General features: G+C 58.5%; 13 protein-coding genes, 1 tRNA gene and 1 rRNA gene. All 15 read right to left on the reverse strand.

What is annotated here, in order from left to right; all coding sequences use genetic code 11:
• Nucleotides 1-163: 163 nt before the first annotated feature.
• The 15 genes from AXF19_RS11730 to rrf all read right to left on the reverse strand — a co-directional run bounded on the left by AXF19_RS11730 (nt 164) and on the right by rrf (nt 16136).
• Nucleotides 164-248: transfer RNA gene (locus AXF19_RS11730), tRNA-Leu, on the reverse strand.
• 29 nt (nt 249-277) lie between these two features.
• Nucleotides 278-2533 (reverse strand): DEAD/DEAH box helicase, encoded by a 2256-nt coding sequence (locus tag AXF19_RS11735; protein WP_066849166.1) that lies wholly within the window; start codon nt 2531-2533, stop codon nt 278-280.
• The gene (locus AXF19_RS11740; protein ID WP_066849168.1) at nt 2530-3861 is read right to left on the reverse strand and encodes an ATP-binding protein; all 1332 of its coding nucleotides are present in this window, start codon (nt 3859-3861) and stop codon (nt 2530-2532) included. Before AXF19_RS11740 ends, AXF19_RS11735 begins: the two co-directional genes overlap by 4 nt.
• Entirely contained in the window at nt 3848-5239 is a 1392-nt protein-coding gene (locus tag AXF19_RS11745) for a TerB N-terminal domain-containing protein (protein WP_335674931.1), read from the reverse strand. The genes AXF19_RS11740 and AXF19_RS11745 overlap by 14 nt, the downstream gene beginning before the upstream one ends.
• A 438-nt stretch (nt 5240-5677) precedes the next feature.
• A complete protein-coding gene (locus AXF19_RS11750; RefSeq protein ID WP_066849174.1) occupies nt 5678-6472 on the reverse strand; it encodes an ABC transporter ATP-binding protein in 795 nt (264 codons plus the stop codon).
• A complete protein-coding gene (locus AXF19_RS11755) occupies nt 6472-7353 on the reverse strand; it encodes an ABC transporter permease (RefSeq protein ID WP_066849177.1) in 882 nt (293 codons plus the stop codon). Before AXF19_RS11755 ends, AXF19_RS11750 begins: the two co-directional genes overlap by 1 nt.
• Before the next feature lie 70 nt (nt 7354-7423).
• On the reverse strand, nt 7424-8416 hold the full coding sequence (locus AXF19_RS11760) for an ABC transporter substrate-binding protein (protein ID WP_066849180.1): 993 nt from the start codon (nt 8414-8416) through the stop codon (nt 7424-7426).
• Nucleotides 8417-8439: 23 nt separating this feature from the next.
• The gene (locus tag AXF19_RS11765) at nt 8440-9435 is read right to left on the reverse strand and encodes an ABC transporter substrate-binding protein (protein ID WP_066849183.1); all 996 of its coding nucleotides are present in this window, start codon (nt 9433-9435) and stop codon (nt 8440-8442) included.
• A 144-nt stretch (nt 9436-9579) separates the two neighbouring features.
• Nucleotides 9580-10032 (reverse strand): Fe-S cluster assembly sulfur transfer protein SufU, encoded by a 453-nt coding sequence (gene sufU, locus AXF19_RS11770; RefSeq protein WP_066849185.1) that lies wholly within the window; start codon nt 10030-10032, stop codon nt 9580-9582.
• A complete protein-coding gene (locus AXF19_RS11775; protein WP_237141751.1) occupies nt 10022-11206 on the reverse strand; it encodes a cysteine desulfurase in 1185 nt (394 codons plus the stop codon). The genes sufU and AXF19_RS11775 overlap by 11 nt, the downstream gene beginning before the upstream one ends.
• A 37-nt stretch (nt 11207-11243) precedes the next feature.
• Nucleotides 11244-12089 (reverse strand): SufB/SufD family protein, encoded by an 846-nt coding sequence (locus AXF19_RS11780; protein ID WP_066849189.1) that lies wholly within the window; start codon nt 12087-12089, stop codon nt 11244-11246.
• A complete protein-coding gene (gene sufB / locus AXF19_RS11785; protein WP_066849192.1) occupies nt 12089-13507 on the reverse strand; it encodes a Fe-S cluster assembly protein SufB in 1419 nt (472 codons plus the stop codon). The genes AXF19_RS11780 and sufB overlap by 1 nt, the downstream gene beginning before the upstream one ends.
• Before the next feature lie 5 nt (nt 13508-13512).
• Complete coding sequence (gene sufC, locus AXF19_RS11790) at nt 13513-14271, reverse strand: Fe-S cluster assembly ATPase SufC (protein ID WP_066849195.1); 759 nt, start codon at nt 14269-14271, stop codon at nt 13513-13515.
• Between the two features lie 229 nt (nt 14272-14500).
• Nucleotides 14501-15841 carry an MFS transporter gene (locus tag AXF19_RS11795; RefSeq protein WP_066849198.1) on the reverse strand — a complete coding sequence of 447 codons (1341 nt, stop codon included), beginning with the start codon at nt 15839-15841 and terminating at the stop codon, nt 14501-14503.
• Between the two features lie 178 nt (nt 15842-16019).
• A 5S ribosomal RNA gene (gene rrf / locus AXF19_RS11800) occupies nt 16020-16136 on the reverse strand.
• Nucleotides 16137-16296 lie beyond the last annotated feature (160 nt).

Here is a 16296-nt window from a genome sequence, read left to right on the forward strand (position 1 = left end):
CCTCGATAGAAAAAAAGCCGACTGCAAAACAGTCGGTATATCTATATGCACTAACGTTCAGATTAGTGCAGATTTTTGTCCTGTCAAGGAAACGAACCGAACGCATAGAGGGACTATGCGGAGGATTCGTTGACGCAGAGAGGGCAAAAAAGATGTACTAAGATGGTGCGGATGAAGGGGGTCGAACCCATACGCCTTGCGGCACTGGATCCTAAGTCCAGCGCGTCTGCCAGTTCCGCCACATCCGCCTGTGAGAAAACTCAGCTAACGTATTCTATCACGACGGCGCGGGGCTGTCAATCCGTGCATGCGCCCACGAGAGCACCGTCTCCCGCATCCCCTTTACATCCAGAACGCCGTGCGCAAAGCCGCGCTGCACGAGCTCCGTCGGCAGAAACTCATCGTACTTGTCAAAGATCGGCACTTCATCGGGATAGAGCAGCTCCATCGGATCAAATTCCCGCGCTGCCTCCTCCGCAAGTACGCGAAAGAATTCTGCGGGCGAAGCCTTCATCGTGAACTGCATAAAGTACGGGCGCATGGACTCAAAGCCGCGCAGTCCGATCCGCGCGCCGCAGCGGATCCGCAGGAAGCGCTCGAGCGCGAGGAAGGCATAGCTGCCGAGCCACGGCAGGAGTGCGTACATCTCACCGCCAAGGGGGATGAGCACATCTTCCGCCGCACGCGAGTGCCGCGCCGTCATGCGTGCCTGCGCAAGACGCGCAACGGCATTTTTCAACAGATAGGACGGGATCAAATCCTCGCGCAGCACCTTCCGCATCCTCTGTAAGATATGTGTATGAATATCGCCGGGACACTCGCCGAAATAGGCGGGCACATTCCCCTTCACCAGCTCGCAGTAGACGAGATGACGCTTGCGATCGACCTCGAGGACACGCCACACGTGCCCCGCAATCGCAATCTTCTCCCCGACGGGCGGCGGCGTGACAATCGTGCCAATCTCCTGCGACTCACTCCGCACAGTGTACTCCTCGTTCTCCTGAAAGACACCGTAAAAGCGGAAGGACTGCACGACGCGCTCGCCCGCGAGACCGACAATCAGCCCGCCGCGCTCTGTCACCTGCAAATGCTCCTGCTGAACGAGATGCCGCAGGAGTATGCGGTAGTCGTCCTGCGTAATGCGGTGAAAGACATGCAGCGACAGCACGCGATCCGCGAGTGCGCGCGGGGCGAGTTCCCCGCAGGACGCGGCAACGCTCATCGTCTGATGATAGAGCAGGCTGAACGGCAGACGGTCGAGACGCGGCGGCTCCACCCAGCGCTCCTCGAGATAGAGCTGAATGAGCGCAATCCCCTGCAAGAGTTTCCACGGGATCGTCGCTGGCAGGAGGGCGCGTGCCTCCGGCATATCCTCGCGCACAACAAAGTGCATCTCCTGCGGCTGTCCGCGCCGCCCCGTCCGCCCCATGCGCTGAAGAAACGACGACACCGTCCACGGCGCATCGATCTGAAAGGCGCGCTCGAGTCTGCCGATGTCGATGCCGAGCTCGAGCGTCGCCGTTGTGCACGTTGTGAAGAGGCTGTCCTCATCCTTCATGCGCGCCTCTGCCGTCTCGCGGAATGCGGCGGAGAGGTTGCCGTGATGGATGAGGAAGCGATCCGGCTCGTGCTGACGCTCACAGTAGGAGCGCAGCGTCGTCGTCACCGCCTCGCACTCCTCGCGCGAGTTGACAAAGACGAGACATTTCTTCCCGCGCGTATGGGCAAAGATATAGCCGAGCCCGGGATCGGCATGCTCGGGCGGCGTATCGGTCGGCGCATCCAGCACGGGCTGCACGCTGATGTCATCGCGCCCTTCCCCTGCCTGTGTGTCCCGCACGTAGAAATGCTCGAGGGAGAGCCGCCACTTGCTCCCCTTTGCCTCGATCTGCGGCACGAAGGTCTGCCGTCCCGTCCCCGCCGCGAGGAAATCCCCCACACGCTTGGCATCGCCGATCGTCGCCGAGAGACCGATGCGGCGCGGCGTGACGCCCGCAATGCGCGAGAGACGCTCGATCAGGCAGAGCGTCTGCCCGCCGCGGTCGCCGCGCAGGAGAGAGTGCACCTCGTCGATGACAAGGAAGCGCAGATCGCCAAAGAGCTTCGGTATCGCCGCATGACGGTGCAGAAGCAGCGCCTCGAGCGATTCCGGCGTGATCTGCAGGATGCCCGACGGACGCTTCATCAGGCGCGCCTTATGTGTCTGCCCCACATCGCCATGCCAATGCCAGACGGGAATATCCGCCCGTCGGCAGAGCTCCGTCAGCCGCTCGAACTGATCGTTGATGAGCGCTTTGAGCGGACCGATGTAGATGCAACCGACGGAGGTCGGCGGCTCCTCGTGAAAGAGCGTGATGATCGGAAAAAACGCCGCCTCGGTCTTGCCGGAGGCGGTGGATGCCGTCAGAAGAACGTGATCGTCCGTGTGAAAGATCGCCTCCGCCGCCGCAATCTGGATGCCGCGCAGATTCTGCCACTCCTGCTCATAGATATAGTCGCGCACGAAGGGCGCATAACGCTCGAATACGCTCATAGCTCGAACTCCGCGAACTGCGCGCTGATCTCCGCGCCCTCCACCTCGTTCGCGGCGTAGGAAAAATCGTCCGAGCCGAGGAGATCGGCGAGTTTCAGCGCAGGATTCTGATAGATGATGTCGAGCACCTGAATGAAGTCACGGATGACTTCACGCGGTGTGATATGCGTATCTGCGCCGATTCGCCCGAACTCGATGCGGATGAAGTCCGCGAGATCGTCCTGCGTGACAATCTGCTCGTATTCGTAGAGTCCTGCATGGATGGCGGCGAGCTTTTCAATCAGCACGAGCATCTCCTCATGCGTCAGCGGCGCAAGCCGTATCACGGGCGAGAGCAGATCGCGGTGCTCCCCTGCAAACCGCCCCTCGGCAAGCCGCGAGCGCAGTGCCTCGTAGCTGTAGACGCCGCGCCGCGTGTCCTCCATGCACGCGGGCGTGCCGCAGAGAATCATGCCGAGGTACTGCGCGCGCCCCTGCATCGCGTCGTTATACATCGTGAGGATCTTCTCGTAGTTGTACTGCCGCGTAACTGCGTGCGGAATCTTGTAGATGTTCACCAGCTCGTCGATGAGGATGAGCATACCCGCGTAACCCGCCTGCCGCAGGAATGCGGCAAAGAGTTTTAGATACTCGTACCAATCATCGTCCGTGATGATGATGTTCACACCGAGCTCGTGCCGTGCCTCGGTCTTCGTCGTATATTCCCCGCGAAACCATCGTGCGACGCGCGCACGCATATCATCGTCGCCGTCCCGATAGGCGTGATAGTAGAGGGTGAGGAGGCGCGTAAAGTCAAAGCCGTGCACGAGATCATTCAGCCCGTAAATGATGGAGGCAATCCGCCGATCCACCGCCGACGAGAACTGCGGATCATCCACCGCAAGTTTATCTTCCGTCATAACCTCCTGCTGCACGCGGCTGATCCAGCGGTCGAGGATGAGCGTGAGCGCACCGCCCTCGGGCGTCGTCTTGGTCGCCATGTTGCGGATGAGCTCGCGGTACGTTGCAAGCCCCTGACCGCGCGTCCCCTGCAGGCGGCGTTCGGGCGAGAGATCGGCGTCCACAACGACAAAATTCTTCGCCATAACATAGCTGCGAATCGTCTGCAGCAGGAAACTCTTCCCGCTGCCGTAGCGCCCGACGATAAAGCGAAAGGATGCCCCACCTCCCTCGATCATCTCCACATCGGAGAGCAGTGCCTCGATCTCGCTGCGCCGTCCGACCGTGATATACGGGAGCCCGATGCGCGGCACAACGCCGCCCTTGAGCGCATTGATGAGTGTCTGCGCAATGCGGCGCGGGATTTTCTTCGACTCATTCGCTGCCATGCAGATACCTCTCTGTCAATTCATCCAGATAGTCATGGACAACAGCGGGCGGATCGCCCTCGATTACCGTGTCCGCAAAGTCCTCGTACAATTTTTCGTTCAGCCCGTCCACCAGCACGGAGAGCATCAGCCCCTCCGCGCGCACCCATGCGAGATCACCATTCGTCAGAAGCGTACGCAGGAGCCGCTGCTCAGGCGCACTCAGTTCTGCCGCCCCCTCCGCTGCGGACAACATCTCGGGCTGTGCAGCAACCTCCTCCGCCGCAGGAGGCAAAATCTCAGCAAGCGCCGCAGCTTTGCCCTGTGACGGAGAAAGCAAAGGCATGGGCAGCTCTTCCTCCACTATAAGGCGCTCCTGCGTTACATCCGCATCCGCACGAATGCGCGCCAGCTGCGAAAAGTCCAGATGCACACGCCGCGCTTCCGCCGCCCGCTGCTCCGCAACAAAGGCGTCAATCTCCTCACGGATGATCTTCGTCTGCCACTTCTTCAGCTTGGGCGGCTGAATCTCAGCGATACCATAGTGCGCACGCAGAGCGGCATCCAAACCGCGCAGGAGTGCGCCCAGCCGCTGCGCAGCGCCGTCGGCACGCTCGTAGGAGTGCAGTGTCCAGTAGCCGCTCACACATTCATAGCGACGCAGAGGATGCATCTGATAGACGCGATCCTGCTCCTCCCCCGAGGGCTGGAATACGGCGGAGGAAAAGAGTCGTACGGGGCTCGTCCGCGCTACGGCGATGAGATCGGCAAAAAAAGTGACCTGCCGATGCTTTCCGTAGTATTCTGCCACGCGATCCAATATGCGGAGCACGAGTACATTCACATCATCTGTATGGGCGCGATAGAGCTTCGAACGCTCAAGACGATAGGACGAGAGCACGCAGACAGCAGCCATAACCTCCTCTGCAACGTGCTCCGAACGATGAAGCATCGTGAGTACCGCATCGTCCTGCTGCCGACACGCACCGTTTCCGCGCACGATGATAAGATCGGGATTCAGCCCGTAATAGATGATGAACTCATTCTCCCACTCCGCTATATAGCGCACGATCTGCGGATCGAGCTCGCAATATGCCGCGCAGAAATCATGCAGTTTCTCATAGGCATCCTGCGCACTGCTGCATCCGATGAGATGCAGCAGCTCATAGACATAGAGGGACGCGTAGGACATCCCCCGCTTCTCGATCTGACCGCGCCGAACCGCCGTCCGCCACGTAAAGTAGCCGCGCAGCTCCGCATCCGAGAGCGAGTCATAAGTAGGGAAATACTGATTGACGACGCCGTGATAGGCATAGTCGTCCTCGTAGTCCGCCATCAGGCGCGCCTGCTTTAGAAACAGCTCTGCACGCGACTGCCAGTAATCACGTGAGGTCGTCACCAGAGAACGCATCGCGCCTATCAGCTTCGGTACGGGCTGCGACGGCTTTGCACTCTTTTGCGGGGCGCGCCGTGGAATTTCTTCATCGCGATACACATGAACCGCAAGCCTATCAAAAAACCTCCTGATCCATTCCTCTGTCACCACACAACACACCCCCCGTCCGTCTGTTCGATTTACCCCCCCTATTTTACTACGAATCCCCAAAATAGCAAGTTTTACAAGAAAATATGCCTCCCGCCGGGCAGCAGGAGGCATATTTTCGATAGAGAGAAAGAAATGTAGGGAATGTATGTGAATTCCGCGGAAGGGAAGGCCGCAGAATACGCACCGAAAGTCAAAGAGTATGAAAGCATATCTGCTCTTAGTATCTCTTGCTTTCATGGATAATATAACGAAATGGCTTTAGAAGGTCTTGTGAAAGGCGTTAGAACTTAGTTAGCTTAGGAGTAGACTGTCATTAGCGAGCTCGCTGCCCGCCGCCTGCTCGAACATCGACAGGAGGTCGCGCGTCGTGAGCCCCTCCTTCTTCTCCTGCGGCACATCGAAGAGAATGCGCCCCTCGTGCAGCATGATGAGGCGGTTGCCGTAGCGCAGCGCGTCCTTCATATTGTGCGTAATCATGAGAGTCGTGAGCTGATCCTCCGCGACGATCTGCTGCGTCAGCTCGAGCACCTTCGCCGCCGTCTTCGGATCAAGCGCAGCCGTATGCTCATCGAGCAGCAGCAGATTCGGCTTCACAAGCGTTGCCATAAGCAGCGTCAGCGCCTGACGCTGTCCGCCCGAGAGCAGCCCCACGCGCGAGGAGAGGCGATCTTCGAGACCGAGCTTGAGGCGCGCCAGCTTCTCGCGGAACACCTCGCGCATCTCGCTCGTCGAGCCCCAGCGCAGCGTCGGCGTCTGCCCGCGCCGTGCGGCAATGGCGAGGTTCTCCTCGATCATCATGCGCGCCGCCGTCCCCATCATTGGATCTTGGAAAACGCGCCCGATGAACTTCGCACGGCGGTGTTCCGGCCACTTTGTAATGTCCTCGCCCGCGATGGAGATCTTCCCCGTGTCCACAGAGATTGCCCCCGCGATCGCATTCATCAGCGTCGACTTGCCCGCACCGTTACCGCCGATCACAGTGACGAAATCGCCGGGCTGCAGGTGGAGCGTGATGCCCGAGAGCGCCTTTTTCTCCGTAATCGTCCCCGGGTTGAACGTCTTTTTGATATCCTCAATGCGCAGCATTACTCTGCCCCCTTCTTCATCGCATGGTATTTCGACTGAATGAGAGGCAGCGACAGTGCGATTGCAACGAGGATCGCCGTGAAGAGCTTGAGATCATTGGGCGGCATGCCGAGCTGCAAGACGATTGCGATGACCGCGCGGTAGACAATCGAGCCGAGCACAACGGAGATCAGCCAGTTCTTGAAGCTGCGCGTGCCGAAGAGCACCTCGCCGATGATAACGGAGGCGAGACCTATGACGATCGTGCCCGTGCCCATGCCGACATCCGCAAAGCCGTTGCTCTGTGCCACAAGCGCGCCGCAGATGGCAACCAAGCCGTTGGACAGGAGAAGTCCCAGAACAATCATGACATCCGTATTGACACCGTTTGCACGGATCATATGCGGGTTCGCGCCCGTCGCACGGATGGCAGTTCCGAGCTCCGTACCGAAGAACCAATACGTGAGGAGAATCGCCAGCACAACGACGACCGTACCGATGAGGAGGATATTCGTCGCCGCATCCAGCCCCCAGATATTCCACTCAGTGAACAGCGTTTCCTGCTGCAGGAGCGGGAGATTCGCCTTGCCCATGACGCGCAGATTGATGGAGTACAGCCCGATCATCGTCAAGATACCTGCAAGCAATGCGGGTATCTTGAGCTTCGTGCAGAAAAAGCCCGTGACAACGCCCGAGATACACCCCGCCGCACAGGCGGCGAGAATCGCCGTCAGCGGCGCGTAGCCCGCCACAAGCATAGACGCGGCAACGGCAGCGCCCAGCGGGAAGCTGCCCTCCACCGTCAGATCGGCAATATCCAATACGCGATAAGTCAGATAGACGCCGAGTGCATAGAGTCCCCAGAGGACACCCTGCGCCGCCGTCGCAATGACGAGATCCATAACGTCACTCCCTAGATTCAGAAAAAAAGCGGACACGCTGCGTGCCCGCTCCGCTGTGTTCATTCAATCCTTACGGCACAATCGTCGCACCCTCCAGCACATCTGCCGGAATCGTGAGACCGATCTTCTCCGCATTCTTCTTGTTGATAACCACTGTGAGATCGCGCGCCGTCTCGATCTTCATATCTGCCGGCTTCGCCTTGCCCTCGAGGATATCCGCAGCCATATCGCCCGTCTGAACGCCGAGCTTGTAGTAGTCAATCCCCTTGGTTGCAAGCCCGCCGGCGGTAACCCCACCGGCAAAGGCGCAAATCACACCTTTTCCTGCGGGATCGGTGACACTCGTGAGCGTCGGCATCGCCGAGGCAATCACGTTGTCCGTCGGCTCATAGAACACATCGACTTCGTTCACAATGCTCTGCGCCGCCTGCTGGATGTCGTTGACCGTCGAGATCGTCGCAACACGCACATTCAGTCCTTTGGACTGGGCGTATTCCGTCATCGCCTTGACCTGAATCTCCGAGTTGATCTCGCTCGAGGAGTAGATCGTGCCGATCGTCTTCGCATTTGGATAAAGCTTCATCAGGAGGTCGATCTGATCGGCAATCGGTGTGAGATCACTCGTCCCCGTGACGTTGCCGCCCGGCGCCTCATTCGACTTTACCACCTTTGCGCTCACATAGTCCGTCACCGCCGTGCCGACGACGGGGATATCCTTCGTTGCATTCGCCGCCGACTGCACCGCAGGGGTCGCAATCGCGCAGATGAGATCCACCTTGTCGCTAATAAAGCGCTGTACGATGTTCTGGAGGTTCGACTGATCCGCCTGTGCATTCTGGCGGTCAATCGTGAGATTCTTCCCCTCCTCGTAGCCGCGCGCCTTCAGACCGTCCACGAACCCCCGGTTCGCATCGTCGAGTGCGCTGTGCTCCACGAGCTGCACAATACCCACTTTATACGTCTTTTCGCCCTTCGCATCCTGCTGTCCGCAGCCTGCCGACGCCAGAATTCCGAGGGCGGCGATGCCAAGTGCGATACATTTTGTGAGTTTTGTCATCCGCATCGAATCCCCACCTTTACTATTTTTCAGTCCACCAGAGTGGCGTCCTTCAGCACGTCCTCCGGAATCGTCAGCCCGAGCTTTGCCGCATTGCTCTTGCTGATAACGAGCGTCAGATCGCGCGCCGTCTGAATCGGCATATCCGCAGGCTTCGACTTGCCCTCGAGAATGTCCGCCGCCATATCGCCCGTCTGAACGCCGAGCTTGTAGTAGTCAATGCCGTACGTCGCGAGGCAGCCGCCCGTCACCATGAACGGCTCAGCGCAGATGACCGCCTTCCCCGCCGCATCCGTCACGCTCACAAGCGTCGGAATGGAGGAGGAAATGACATTGTCCGTTGGCTCATAGAACACATCTACCTCGCCGACGAGGCTCTGTGCCGCCTGCTGAATATCGTTGACCGTCGAGACCGTCGCCGCGCGCACCGTCAGCCCCTTCGACTCTGCGTATGCCGTCATCTCCTTGATCTGAATCTCGGAGTTGACCTCGCTCGAGGAGTAGATCGTGCCGATCGTCTTTGCGTTCGGATAGAGCTTCATGAGCAGGTCAATCTGCTCATGGATGGGGTTGAGATCGCTCGTCCCCGTGATATTCGCGCCTGGCTTCTCGTTCGTCTGCGCGAGCTTTGCGCTCACATAGTCCGTGATTGCCGTGCCGACGATGGGGATATCCTTCGTTGCATTTGCCACGGACTGCGCCGCAGGGGTCGCAATCGCACAGATGAGATCCACCTTGTCGCTGACAAAGCGCTGCGCGATGTTCTGGAGATTCGACTGATCCGCCTGTGCATTCTGGCGGTCGATCGTGAGATTCTTCCCCTCCTCGTAGCCGCGCGCCTTGAGTCCATCCACGAACCCACGATTCGCCGCATCGAGAGCGTTGTGCTCGACCAGCTGGACAATGCCGATCTTATACGACTTCTCACCACTTGCCTGCTGATCGCCGCCGCAGCCCGCCGTCACGCCGAGTCCGAGCACCGCAATGCCAAAAGCGATGGCTTTCATTGCCGTTGTCATCCGCATCGAATTCCCACCTTTTCTATCGTTTTAATTTTGCAATACTTGTCTATTATACATGGGCATGACGAAAAAAGCTAGTAGTGACGCGATGAAAAATGCCAAAGGGACTGCTCTCTGAGGCAAAAACCTCGGAAAGCAGTCCCCATTTTATGACCTTTGTCCTTCTTTCAGCACATCTTCAAGCGTATGCCATGCGAGTACTGCGCATTTCACACGCGCAGGCATATTCGAGATGTTCTTGAGCGCCACCGCCTCATCCAGCTCCTCGAGCGCGGCGTCGTCCGTCACCTCGCGCTTGATCATCGAGGTGAAGAGCTGCGCAAGCCGCTCCGCCTCCTCGACCGTCTTGCCACGCATGAGGTCGATCATGATGTCCGTGCTCGCCTGCGAGATCGCGCAGCCAACGCCCGTAAAGGCACCGTCTTTAATGATGCCGTCCGCAATCTCAAGCTCGAGCGTGATCTCATCGCCGCAGCTCGGATTGTGCCCGCGCTCGCGCACGGTCGCCGTCTCGAGTGCCCCCTTGTTCTCGGGCGCACGGCTGTGCTCGCCGATGACCTCCGTATAGAGATCACCGAGCGCCGTCCCCTCAGTCGCCATAGCCAAGCACCCCCCGAACCTTTTTCAGCGCCTCGATGAACTGATCGACATCCTCATGTGTGTTGTAAAGATAGAAGCTCGCACGACAGGTCGCATTCTGCCCGAGATAGCGCATGAGCGGCTGCGCGCAGTGATGCCCTGCGCGGATCGCCACGCCGTAGCTGTCAAGAATCGTCGAAACATCGTGCGGATGGATGTCCTTCACGTTGAACGTGATGATCCCCGTCTTATTATCGCGCGCAGAGTCACAGCCATACAGCTCCACAAAGGGCAGTTCCCGCAACTTCGGCAGCGCGTAGGCAAGAAGGTCATGCTCAATCGCCTCAATGCGGTCAAAACCCACCTTCTCGAGATAGTCAATTGCCGCAATCAGCCCTGACGCGCCGCTGACATTCTGCGTCCCCGCCTCGAACTTTGCGGGCAGCTCCGCATAGGTCGTCTCCTGCTCGCCGACATACTCGATCATATCCCCGCCAAAGAGGAACGGCGGCATCGCGTCGAGGATATCATACTTGCCGTAGAGCACGCCGATGCCCATCGGAGAGAGCATCTTATGCCCCGAGAATGCAAAGAAGTCCGCATCCATCGCCTGCACATCCACCGCAATATGCGGCACGCTCTGTGAGCCGTCCACGATGATGACCGCCCCGACCGCATGGGCGCGGTCGGCAATCGCGCGCACATCGTTCACGAGTCCGAGCACGTTGGAGACGTGCGTCACGGCGACGATCTTCGTCTTGTCCGTAATCTTGGACGCAATATCTGTCGCCGAAAGGTTCCCGTCCTCCTCGATGTAGATGTATTTCAGCACCGCGCCGCGCGCCTTTGCAACGAACTGCCACGGCACAATATTGCTGTGATGCTCCGAGACCGTGATGACGATCTCATCGCCCTCGCGGATATTCGCACGCCCATAGCTATATGCAACGAGGTTCAGCGCCTCCGTCGCATTCTTCGTAAAGATGATCTCCTCCGACCGCGCCGCCCCGATGAACTGCTGCGTGCGTACGCGCGCCGTCTCATAGATATCCGTCGCCTTCACCGAGAGCTCGTAAGCCCCACGATGCGGATTCGCGTTGCAGTAGGTGCAGTAGTCGGCGACCGCCTTGATGACGGCCTCCGGCTTCTGCGTCGTCGCACCGTTGTCGAGATAGACAATGGGACGACCGTTCATCTTTGTCTGCAGGATCGGGAAATCCTGCAAATACTCGTTATTCCTGCGTTCCACCCAAAAGTCTCCTCTCAAGGTAGCTGCCGATCTCCGCGCGCAGCTCATCACTCTCGATACGCGCCAGCACCGGCTCAAAGGATGCCTCGACGATCAGCTGGTGTGCCGCACGATCATCGAGCCCCCTGCTCATCAGATAGAAGAGCTTCTCCTCATCCATCCGCCCGATGCTCACCGCATGGTGTCCGTCCACATCGCCCTCGTGTGAGAGCATGAGCGGCACGCTGCGGTTGCGCGCATGGGGCGAGAGGATCATGACCTCCTCGTCCTCCTTGCCGACCGAGCCTCGCGCGCCCTGCACGAAGTCGAGCGTGCCGCGGAACGTCTTGACACTGCGACCCAGGAGTGCACCGCGTACCTGCATATTCGCATCCGTGCGCCGCCCCTCCTGCCGTATGACATAGTTCAGATCGATCTTGCGCGTATCGTCGCCAAAGTAGAGCCCCCAGACATCCGCACGCGCCTCATCGCCCGCCAGCGTCACGCGCAGCTCCGACGCCGTATGTGCCGCGCCCGCCTCGACCAGCGTGCAGGAGAAGAGCCCCCCCCGCGCCACATTTGCATGAATGCGGCTCGCCGCAGGTGCGTCCGTCGGTGCGAACTGGATGTACGTGAGCGAGGCTTCCGCCCCCTCCGCAACATCCACATAGATCTCCTGTGCGCCGTTTTCGCGCAGCTCCACAACATGCTGCACGCGCTCCCCTGCCGCCGCAGAGAGGCGTATCTTATCTCTTGTATCCGCAAGCCTCGCAGGCATGGGGAGATCGTTGACCCCCAGCCAGCGCCATGTCGGCATGGGGATACGGCTGAATACGTCCTGCATTGCCATCACCCCATTGTTCCTTCCAGTTCGATATTGACCAAATTATTCATCTCCACCGCATACTCGAGCGGCAGCTCCTTTGCAATCGGCTCGACGAAGCCGCGCACAATCATCGCGCGCGCCTCCTCCTCGTCGATGCCGCGGCTCATCAGATAAAAGATCGCCTCGTCGCTGATGCGGCCGATCTTCGCCTCGTGTCCGATGTCCACCGCGTCACATGCAACATCCATCACGGGCAGCGTATCGCTGCGCGACTCCGAGTCCAGCATCAGCGACTCGCAGTTCACCGAGCATTTCGCCCCGACCGCGCGCGGCGTCACCTTGACCCCGCTGCGGTAGATTGCAACGCCGCCCGACTTTGAGATCGAGCGCGTGCTGATATTCGCCGACGTATTCGGCGCGTCGAAGATCACCGTCGCACCCGTGTCCAGCTCCTGACCCTTCGAGGCGAACGTGATACCCGTGAACTCGCAGGTCGCATTCTCCCCGTGCAGGATGCTCGTCGGGTAGAGCATGGAGACGTGGGAGCCGAACGAACCGGAGACCCATTCCACCGCGCCATCCTTCTCCACCTTCACGCGCTTTGTATTGAGATTCATCATATTGCGCGACCAGTTCTCGATCGTCGAGTAGCGCAGACGTGCGCCCTCCTTGACGAACAGCTCGACGCAGCCCGCATGGAGATTCGTCACATTGTACTTCGGCGCGGAACATCCCTCGATGAAATGCAGGCTCGCGCCCTTCTCCACAATGATGAGCGTATGCTCGAACTGCCCTGCGCCCGCCGCATTGAGACGGAAATAGGACTGCAGCGGGATGTCGACCTTGATCCCCTCGGGCACGTAAACAAACGAGCCGCCCGACCAGACCGCCCCGTGCAGCGCGGCGAATTTATGCGCTTTCGGCGGCACGAGCGTCATGAAATACTGCTGAACAATGTCGCCGTACTCCTGCAGAGCCGTCTCCATATCCGTGTAGACAACGCCCTGCTTCACGAGCGACTCCTGGATCGAGTGATAGACCACCTCGGAGTCATACTGCGCACCGACCCCTGCAAGCGACGTTTTCTCCGCCTCAGGGATGCCCAGACGGTCAAACGTATCCTTGATATCCTCGGGCACCTCATTCCAGTCCCCGACCATCTTCGCATCGGGGCGCACATAGGTCACAATCTCATCCATATTGAGCGCGGAGAGATCGGGTCCCCATGCGGGCATGGGCGTCGCGTGGTAGACCTCCAGCGACTTCAGACGGAAGTCCAGCATCCACTGCGGATCGTTCTTCTTCGCCGAAATGTCGCGGATGATCTCCTCGGTCAGTCCCGACTGCGATTTATATGCCGAACGATCCTCGTTTGTAATATCGTAGATCGTCCGCTCGATGTCGGCGACCTGCGTTTTTTTCTTTGGTACGAAATCCTCCATGCGGCTCACCCCACTTTGCCCTGATCCGCGAGGATGCCGCCGAAGCCCTGCTCATTGATCTGCTGCACGAGCTCCGCACCGCCCTCGCGCACGATCTTGCCCTGCGCGAGCACATGGACATAGTCCACCTTCAGCTTGTCGAGGATCTTCGCGTTGTGCGTGATGATGAGGCAGGAATTATCCGCCGTGTGGAACTTCGCCACGCCCTCGGACACGATCTGCACCGCATCCACATCGAGCCCGGAGTCCGTCTCATCGAGCAGCGCGAGCTTCGGGTGAAGCATCAGCAGCTGCAAGACCTCACTGCGCTTCTTCTCACCGCCCGAGAAGCCGACGTTCAGATAGCGCTGTGCATAGCTCGGGTCGATCTTCAGCTCCGCCATCATCGCATTCAGTTCCTTGCGGAACGGCATGAGCTTCACGCGCTCACCCGTAATCATCTGACGCGCCGTGCGGATCATATTCTCCACCGTGATCCCCGGAATCTCCTCCGGCGTCTGGAACGCGAGGAAAAGACCGCGCCGCGCACGCTCGAACGCGCGCAGCTCGGCGATATCCTCCCCCTCGAGGACGAGACTGCCGCCGGTCATCTCATACTTCGGATGCCCCATGATGACGTTCATGAGCGTGGACTTGCCGGAGCCATTCGGCCCAAGGATAACGTGTACCTCGCCCTTTCGAATCGTGAGGTCAAGCCCCTTGAGGATTTCCTTACCCTCCACGCCCGCATGAAGATCCTTTATCTGCAGCAATACATCTGCCATAGTAAACTCTCCTTAAAATACGCTTAGTTTAATCCTTACAAAAATACTCGGGATTGACGTTTTCATCATTGTAGGTGCTTTCATATAAAAAGTCAATAACCTAAGACACGATCTATAAACAAAACAAATAATTGAGATTGTTTTTCATATTGTTAGCAATTCCTATAAAAAAAAGTTCCCAATGTCTGAAGACATTGGGAACCGACATAATAGTCCGTATATCCTTCGCTCATCCAAGTGAGTGCTCCAACTCCTCAAGCGTCTGCTGCTTGCTCTCACGCCCGAGAAGAATTACCGTACCCGAGATTAGCGCAAAAACCGCCGCGAACATCATGAAGATGCTGCTCATGGGAAACGCATTCGCGAGCATCACACCGACGAGCATCGGTGCGATCATGCCGCCGATGCGACCAAAGCCCGCCGCCCAGCCGCTGCCAAGCGCGCGCATCGACGTCGGATACTGCTCCGGCGTATAGGTGTAGATCACACCCCATGCACCGAGGTTGAAGAAACTCATCGCCGCCCCCCAAATGAGGAGCGTTGTCACCTCGCCCGCATTGCCGAAGAAATAGCTGCACACACCGCTCATGAGGAGGAACAGTCCGAGCGTATACCGCCGCCCAATCACATCCACCAGATATGCTGCCGCATAGTAGCCCGGCAGCTGCGCGAGCGTCATAATAAGCACATACTCAAACGTCTTCACGATCTCAAACCCCTGCGCATACACGATCGAGGGCAGCCACATAAAGATGCCATAGTAGCTGAACACAATGCCAAACCAGGCAAGCCAAAGCATCGTCGTGCGGCGGCGCATCCCCTTCGCCCAGAGCGACGCAAAGCCCGGTGTCTCCACATGCTCCGCCTCAACCCTGCCCGGTGCAAGCTGATCGAGGAACGGCCGCTCCGGCATCTTCAGCTGACGCTCGATGTCGCGGATAATCGCCTTTGCCTCATCCACACGTCCCTTTGACAGCAGATAGCGAATGGACTCCGGCATATGCAGCCGCAGGAGGAACACATAGAGTGCAGGCAGCGCGCCAATGAGGAAGGCAGCCTGCCAGCCAAAGACCGGAATCAGGAGATAGGCGATGCACGCTGCGGCAAGCCAGCCCAGTCCCCAGAAGCTCTCAAGGAGGACAATGAACCGTCCACGTAGCTTCGCAGGTGCATACTCACTCATCAATGTCGCCGCAACAGGCAGCTCTCCGCCCAGACCAAAGCCCACAAGGAAGCGGAACACAAGCAGCGACTCATAGTTCCATGCCACGGCACACAGCCCCGTCGATATGCTGTAGAGGAGAACCGTGATCGTAAACACCTGCTTGCGCCCGATGCGGTCTGCAATCGTCCCCGCAAGCACAGCACCAAGTGCCATACCGATGAGACCGATCGAGCCGATCCACCCCGCCTGTGCGGGCGTAAGCCCCCACTCGCGCGCAAGCACCGGCAGAACAAATGCGATCAGCCCCGTGTCCATCGCATCAAACAGCCAGCCAAGCCCCGTCACAGCAAGCAGCTTGTACTGGAATCTGCCAAGCGGCAAATTCTCCAACCGATCCAAAATCATAAAACAGCCTCCTTCATGGCGTGCAGTCAGTCGTACCGCCGCCCCATCAGAGAAAGAACGAAACAGGCTCTATTATAGTCACACTATAATGAAAATGCAAGAAGGAGAATCACATCTGAGTGTCTTTTCATAGTTCAGTGCATAGAAAAAAGCCCGTGAATCATCACGAGCTTATCTTTTGCGGCAACTACCTACTCTCCCACGTCGTCTCCAACGAAGTACCCTCGGCCTCTGAACGCTTAACTGCTGTGTTCGGAATGGGAACAGGTGGAACCGTTCAGGCATCATCACCGCATCTTCTTGAGTGCTTGTACACTCAAAACTTCACAGAAGAAACTATCAAGCAAATTGTTCTTGTTAGGCAAAACTACCTTAGAATGTAGTCAAGCCCTCGACCGATTAGTGCTGGTCAGCTGCACACATTGCTGTGCTTCCACACCCAGCCTATCTACCTT

Origin of the sequence: Selenomonas sp. oral taxon 126, from assembly GCF_001683335.1 — a bacterium.
Taxonomy (GTDB): Bacteria; Bacillota; Negativicutes; order Selenomonadales; family Selenomonadaceae; genus Centipeda.

Coding starts and splice junctions, on each gene's coding strand:
- AXF19_RS11735 (WP_066849166.1), bottom strand. CDS start 2,533: ATGAGCGTATTCGAGCGTTATGCGCCCTTCGTGCGCGACTATATCTAT.
- AXF19_RS11740 (WP_066849168.1), bottom strand. CDS start 3,861: ATGGCAGCGAATGAGTCGAAGAAAATCCCGCGCCGCATTGCGCAGACA.
- AXF19_RS11750 (WP_066849174.1), bottom strand. CDS start 6,472: ATGCTGCGCATTGAGGATATCAAAAAGACGTTCAACCCGGGGACGATT.
- AXF19_RS11755 (WP_066849177.1), bottom strand. CDS start 7,353: ATGGATCTCGTCATTGCGACGGCGGCGCAGGGTGTCCTCTGGGGACTC.
- AXF19_RS11760 (WP_066849180.1), bottom strand. CDS start 8,416: ATGCGGATGACAAAACTCACAAAATGTATCGCACTTGGCATCGCCGCC.
- AXF19_RS11765 (WP_066849183.1), bottom strand. CDS start 9,435: ATGCGGATGACAACGGCAATGAAAGCCATCGCTTTTGGCATTGCGGTG.
- sufU (WP_066849185.1), bottom strand. CDS start 10,032: ATGGCGACTGAGGGGACGGCGCTCGGTGATCTCTATACGGAGGTCATC.
- AXF19_RS11775 (WP_237141751.1), bottom strand. CDS start 11,206: ATGAACGGTCGTCCCATTGTCTATCTCGACAACGGTGCGACGACGCAG.
- AXF19_RS11780 (WP_066849189.1), bottom strand. CDS start 12,089: ATGGCAATGCAGGACGTATTCAGCCGTATCCCCATGCCGACATGGCGC.
- sufB (WP_066849192.1), bottom strand. CDS start 13,507: ATGGAGGATTTCGTACCAAAGAAAAAAACGCAGGTCGCCGACATCGAG.
- sufC (WP_066849195.1), bottom strand. CDS start 14,271: ATGGCAGATGTATTGCTGCAGATAAAGGATCTTCATGCGGGCGTGGAG.
- AXF19_RS11795 (WP_066849198.1), bottom strand. CDS start 15,841: ATGATTTTGGATCGGTTGGAGAATTTGCCGCTTGGCAGATTCCAGTAC.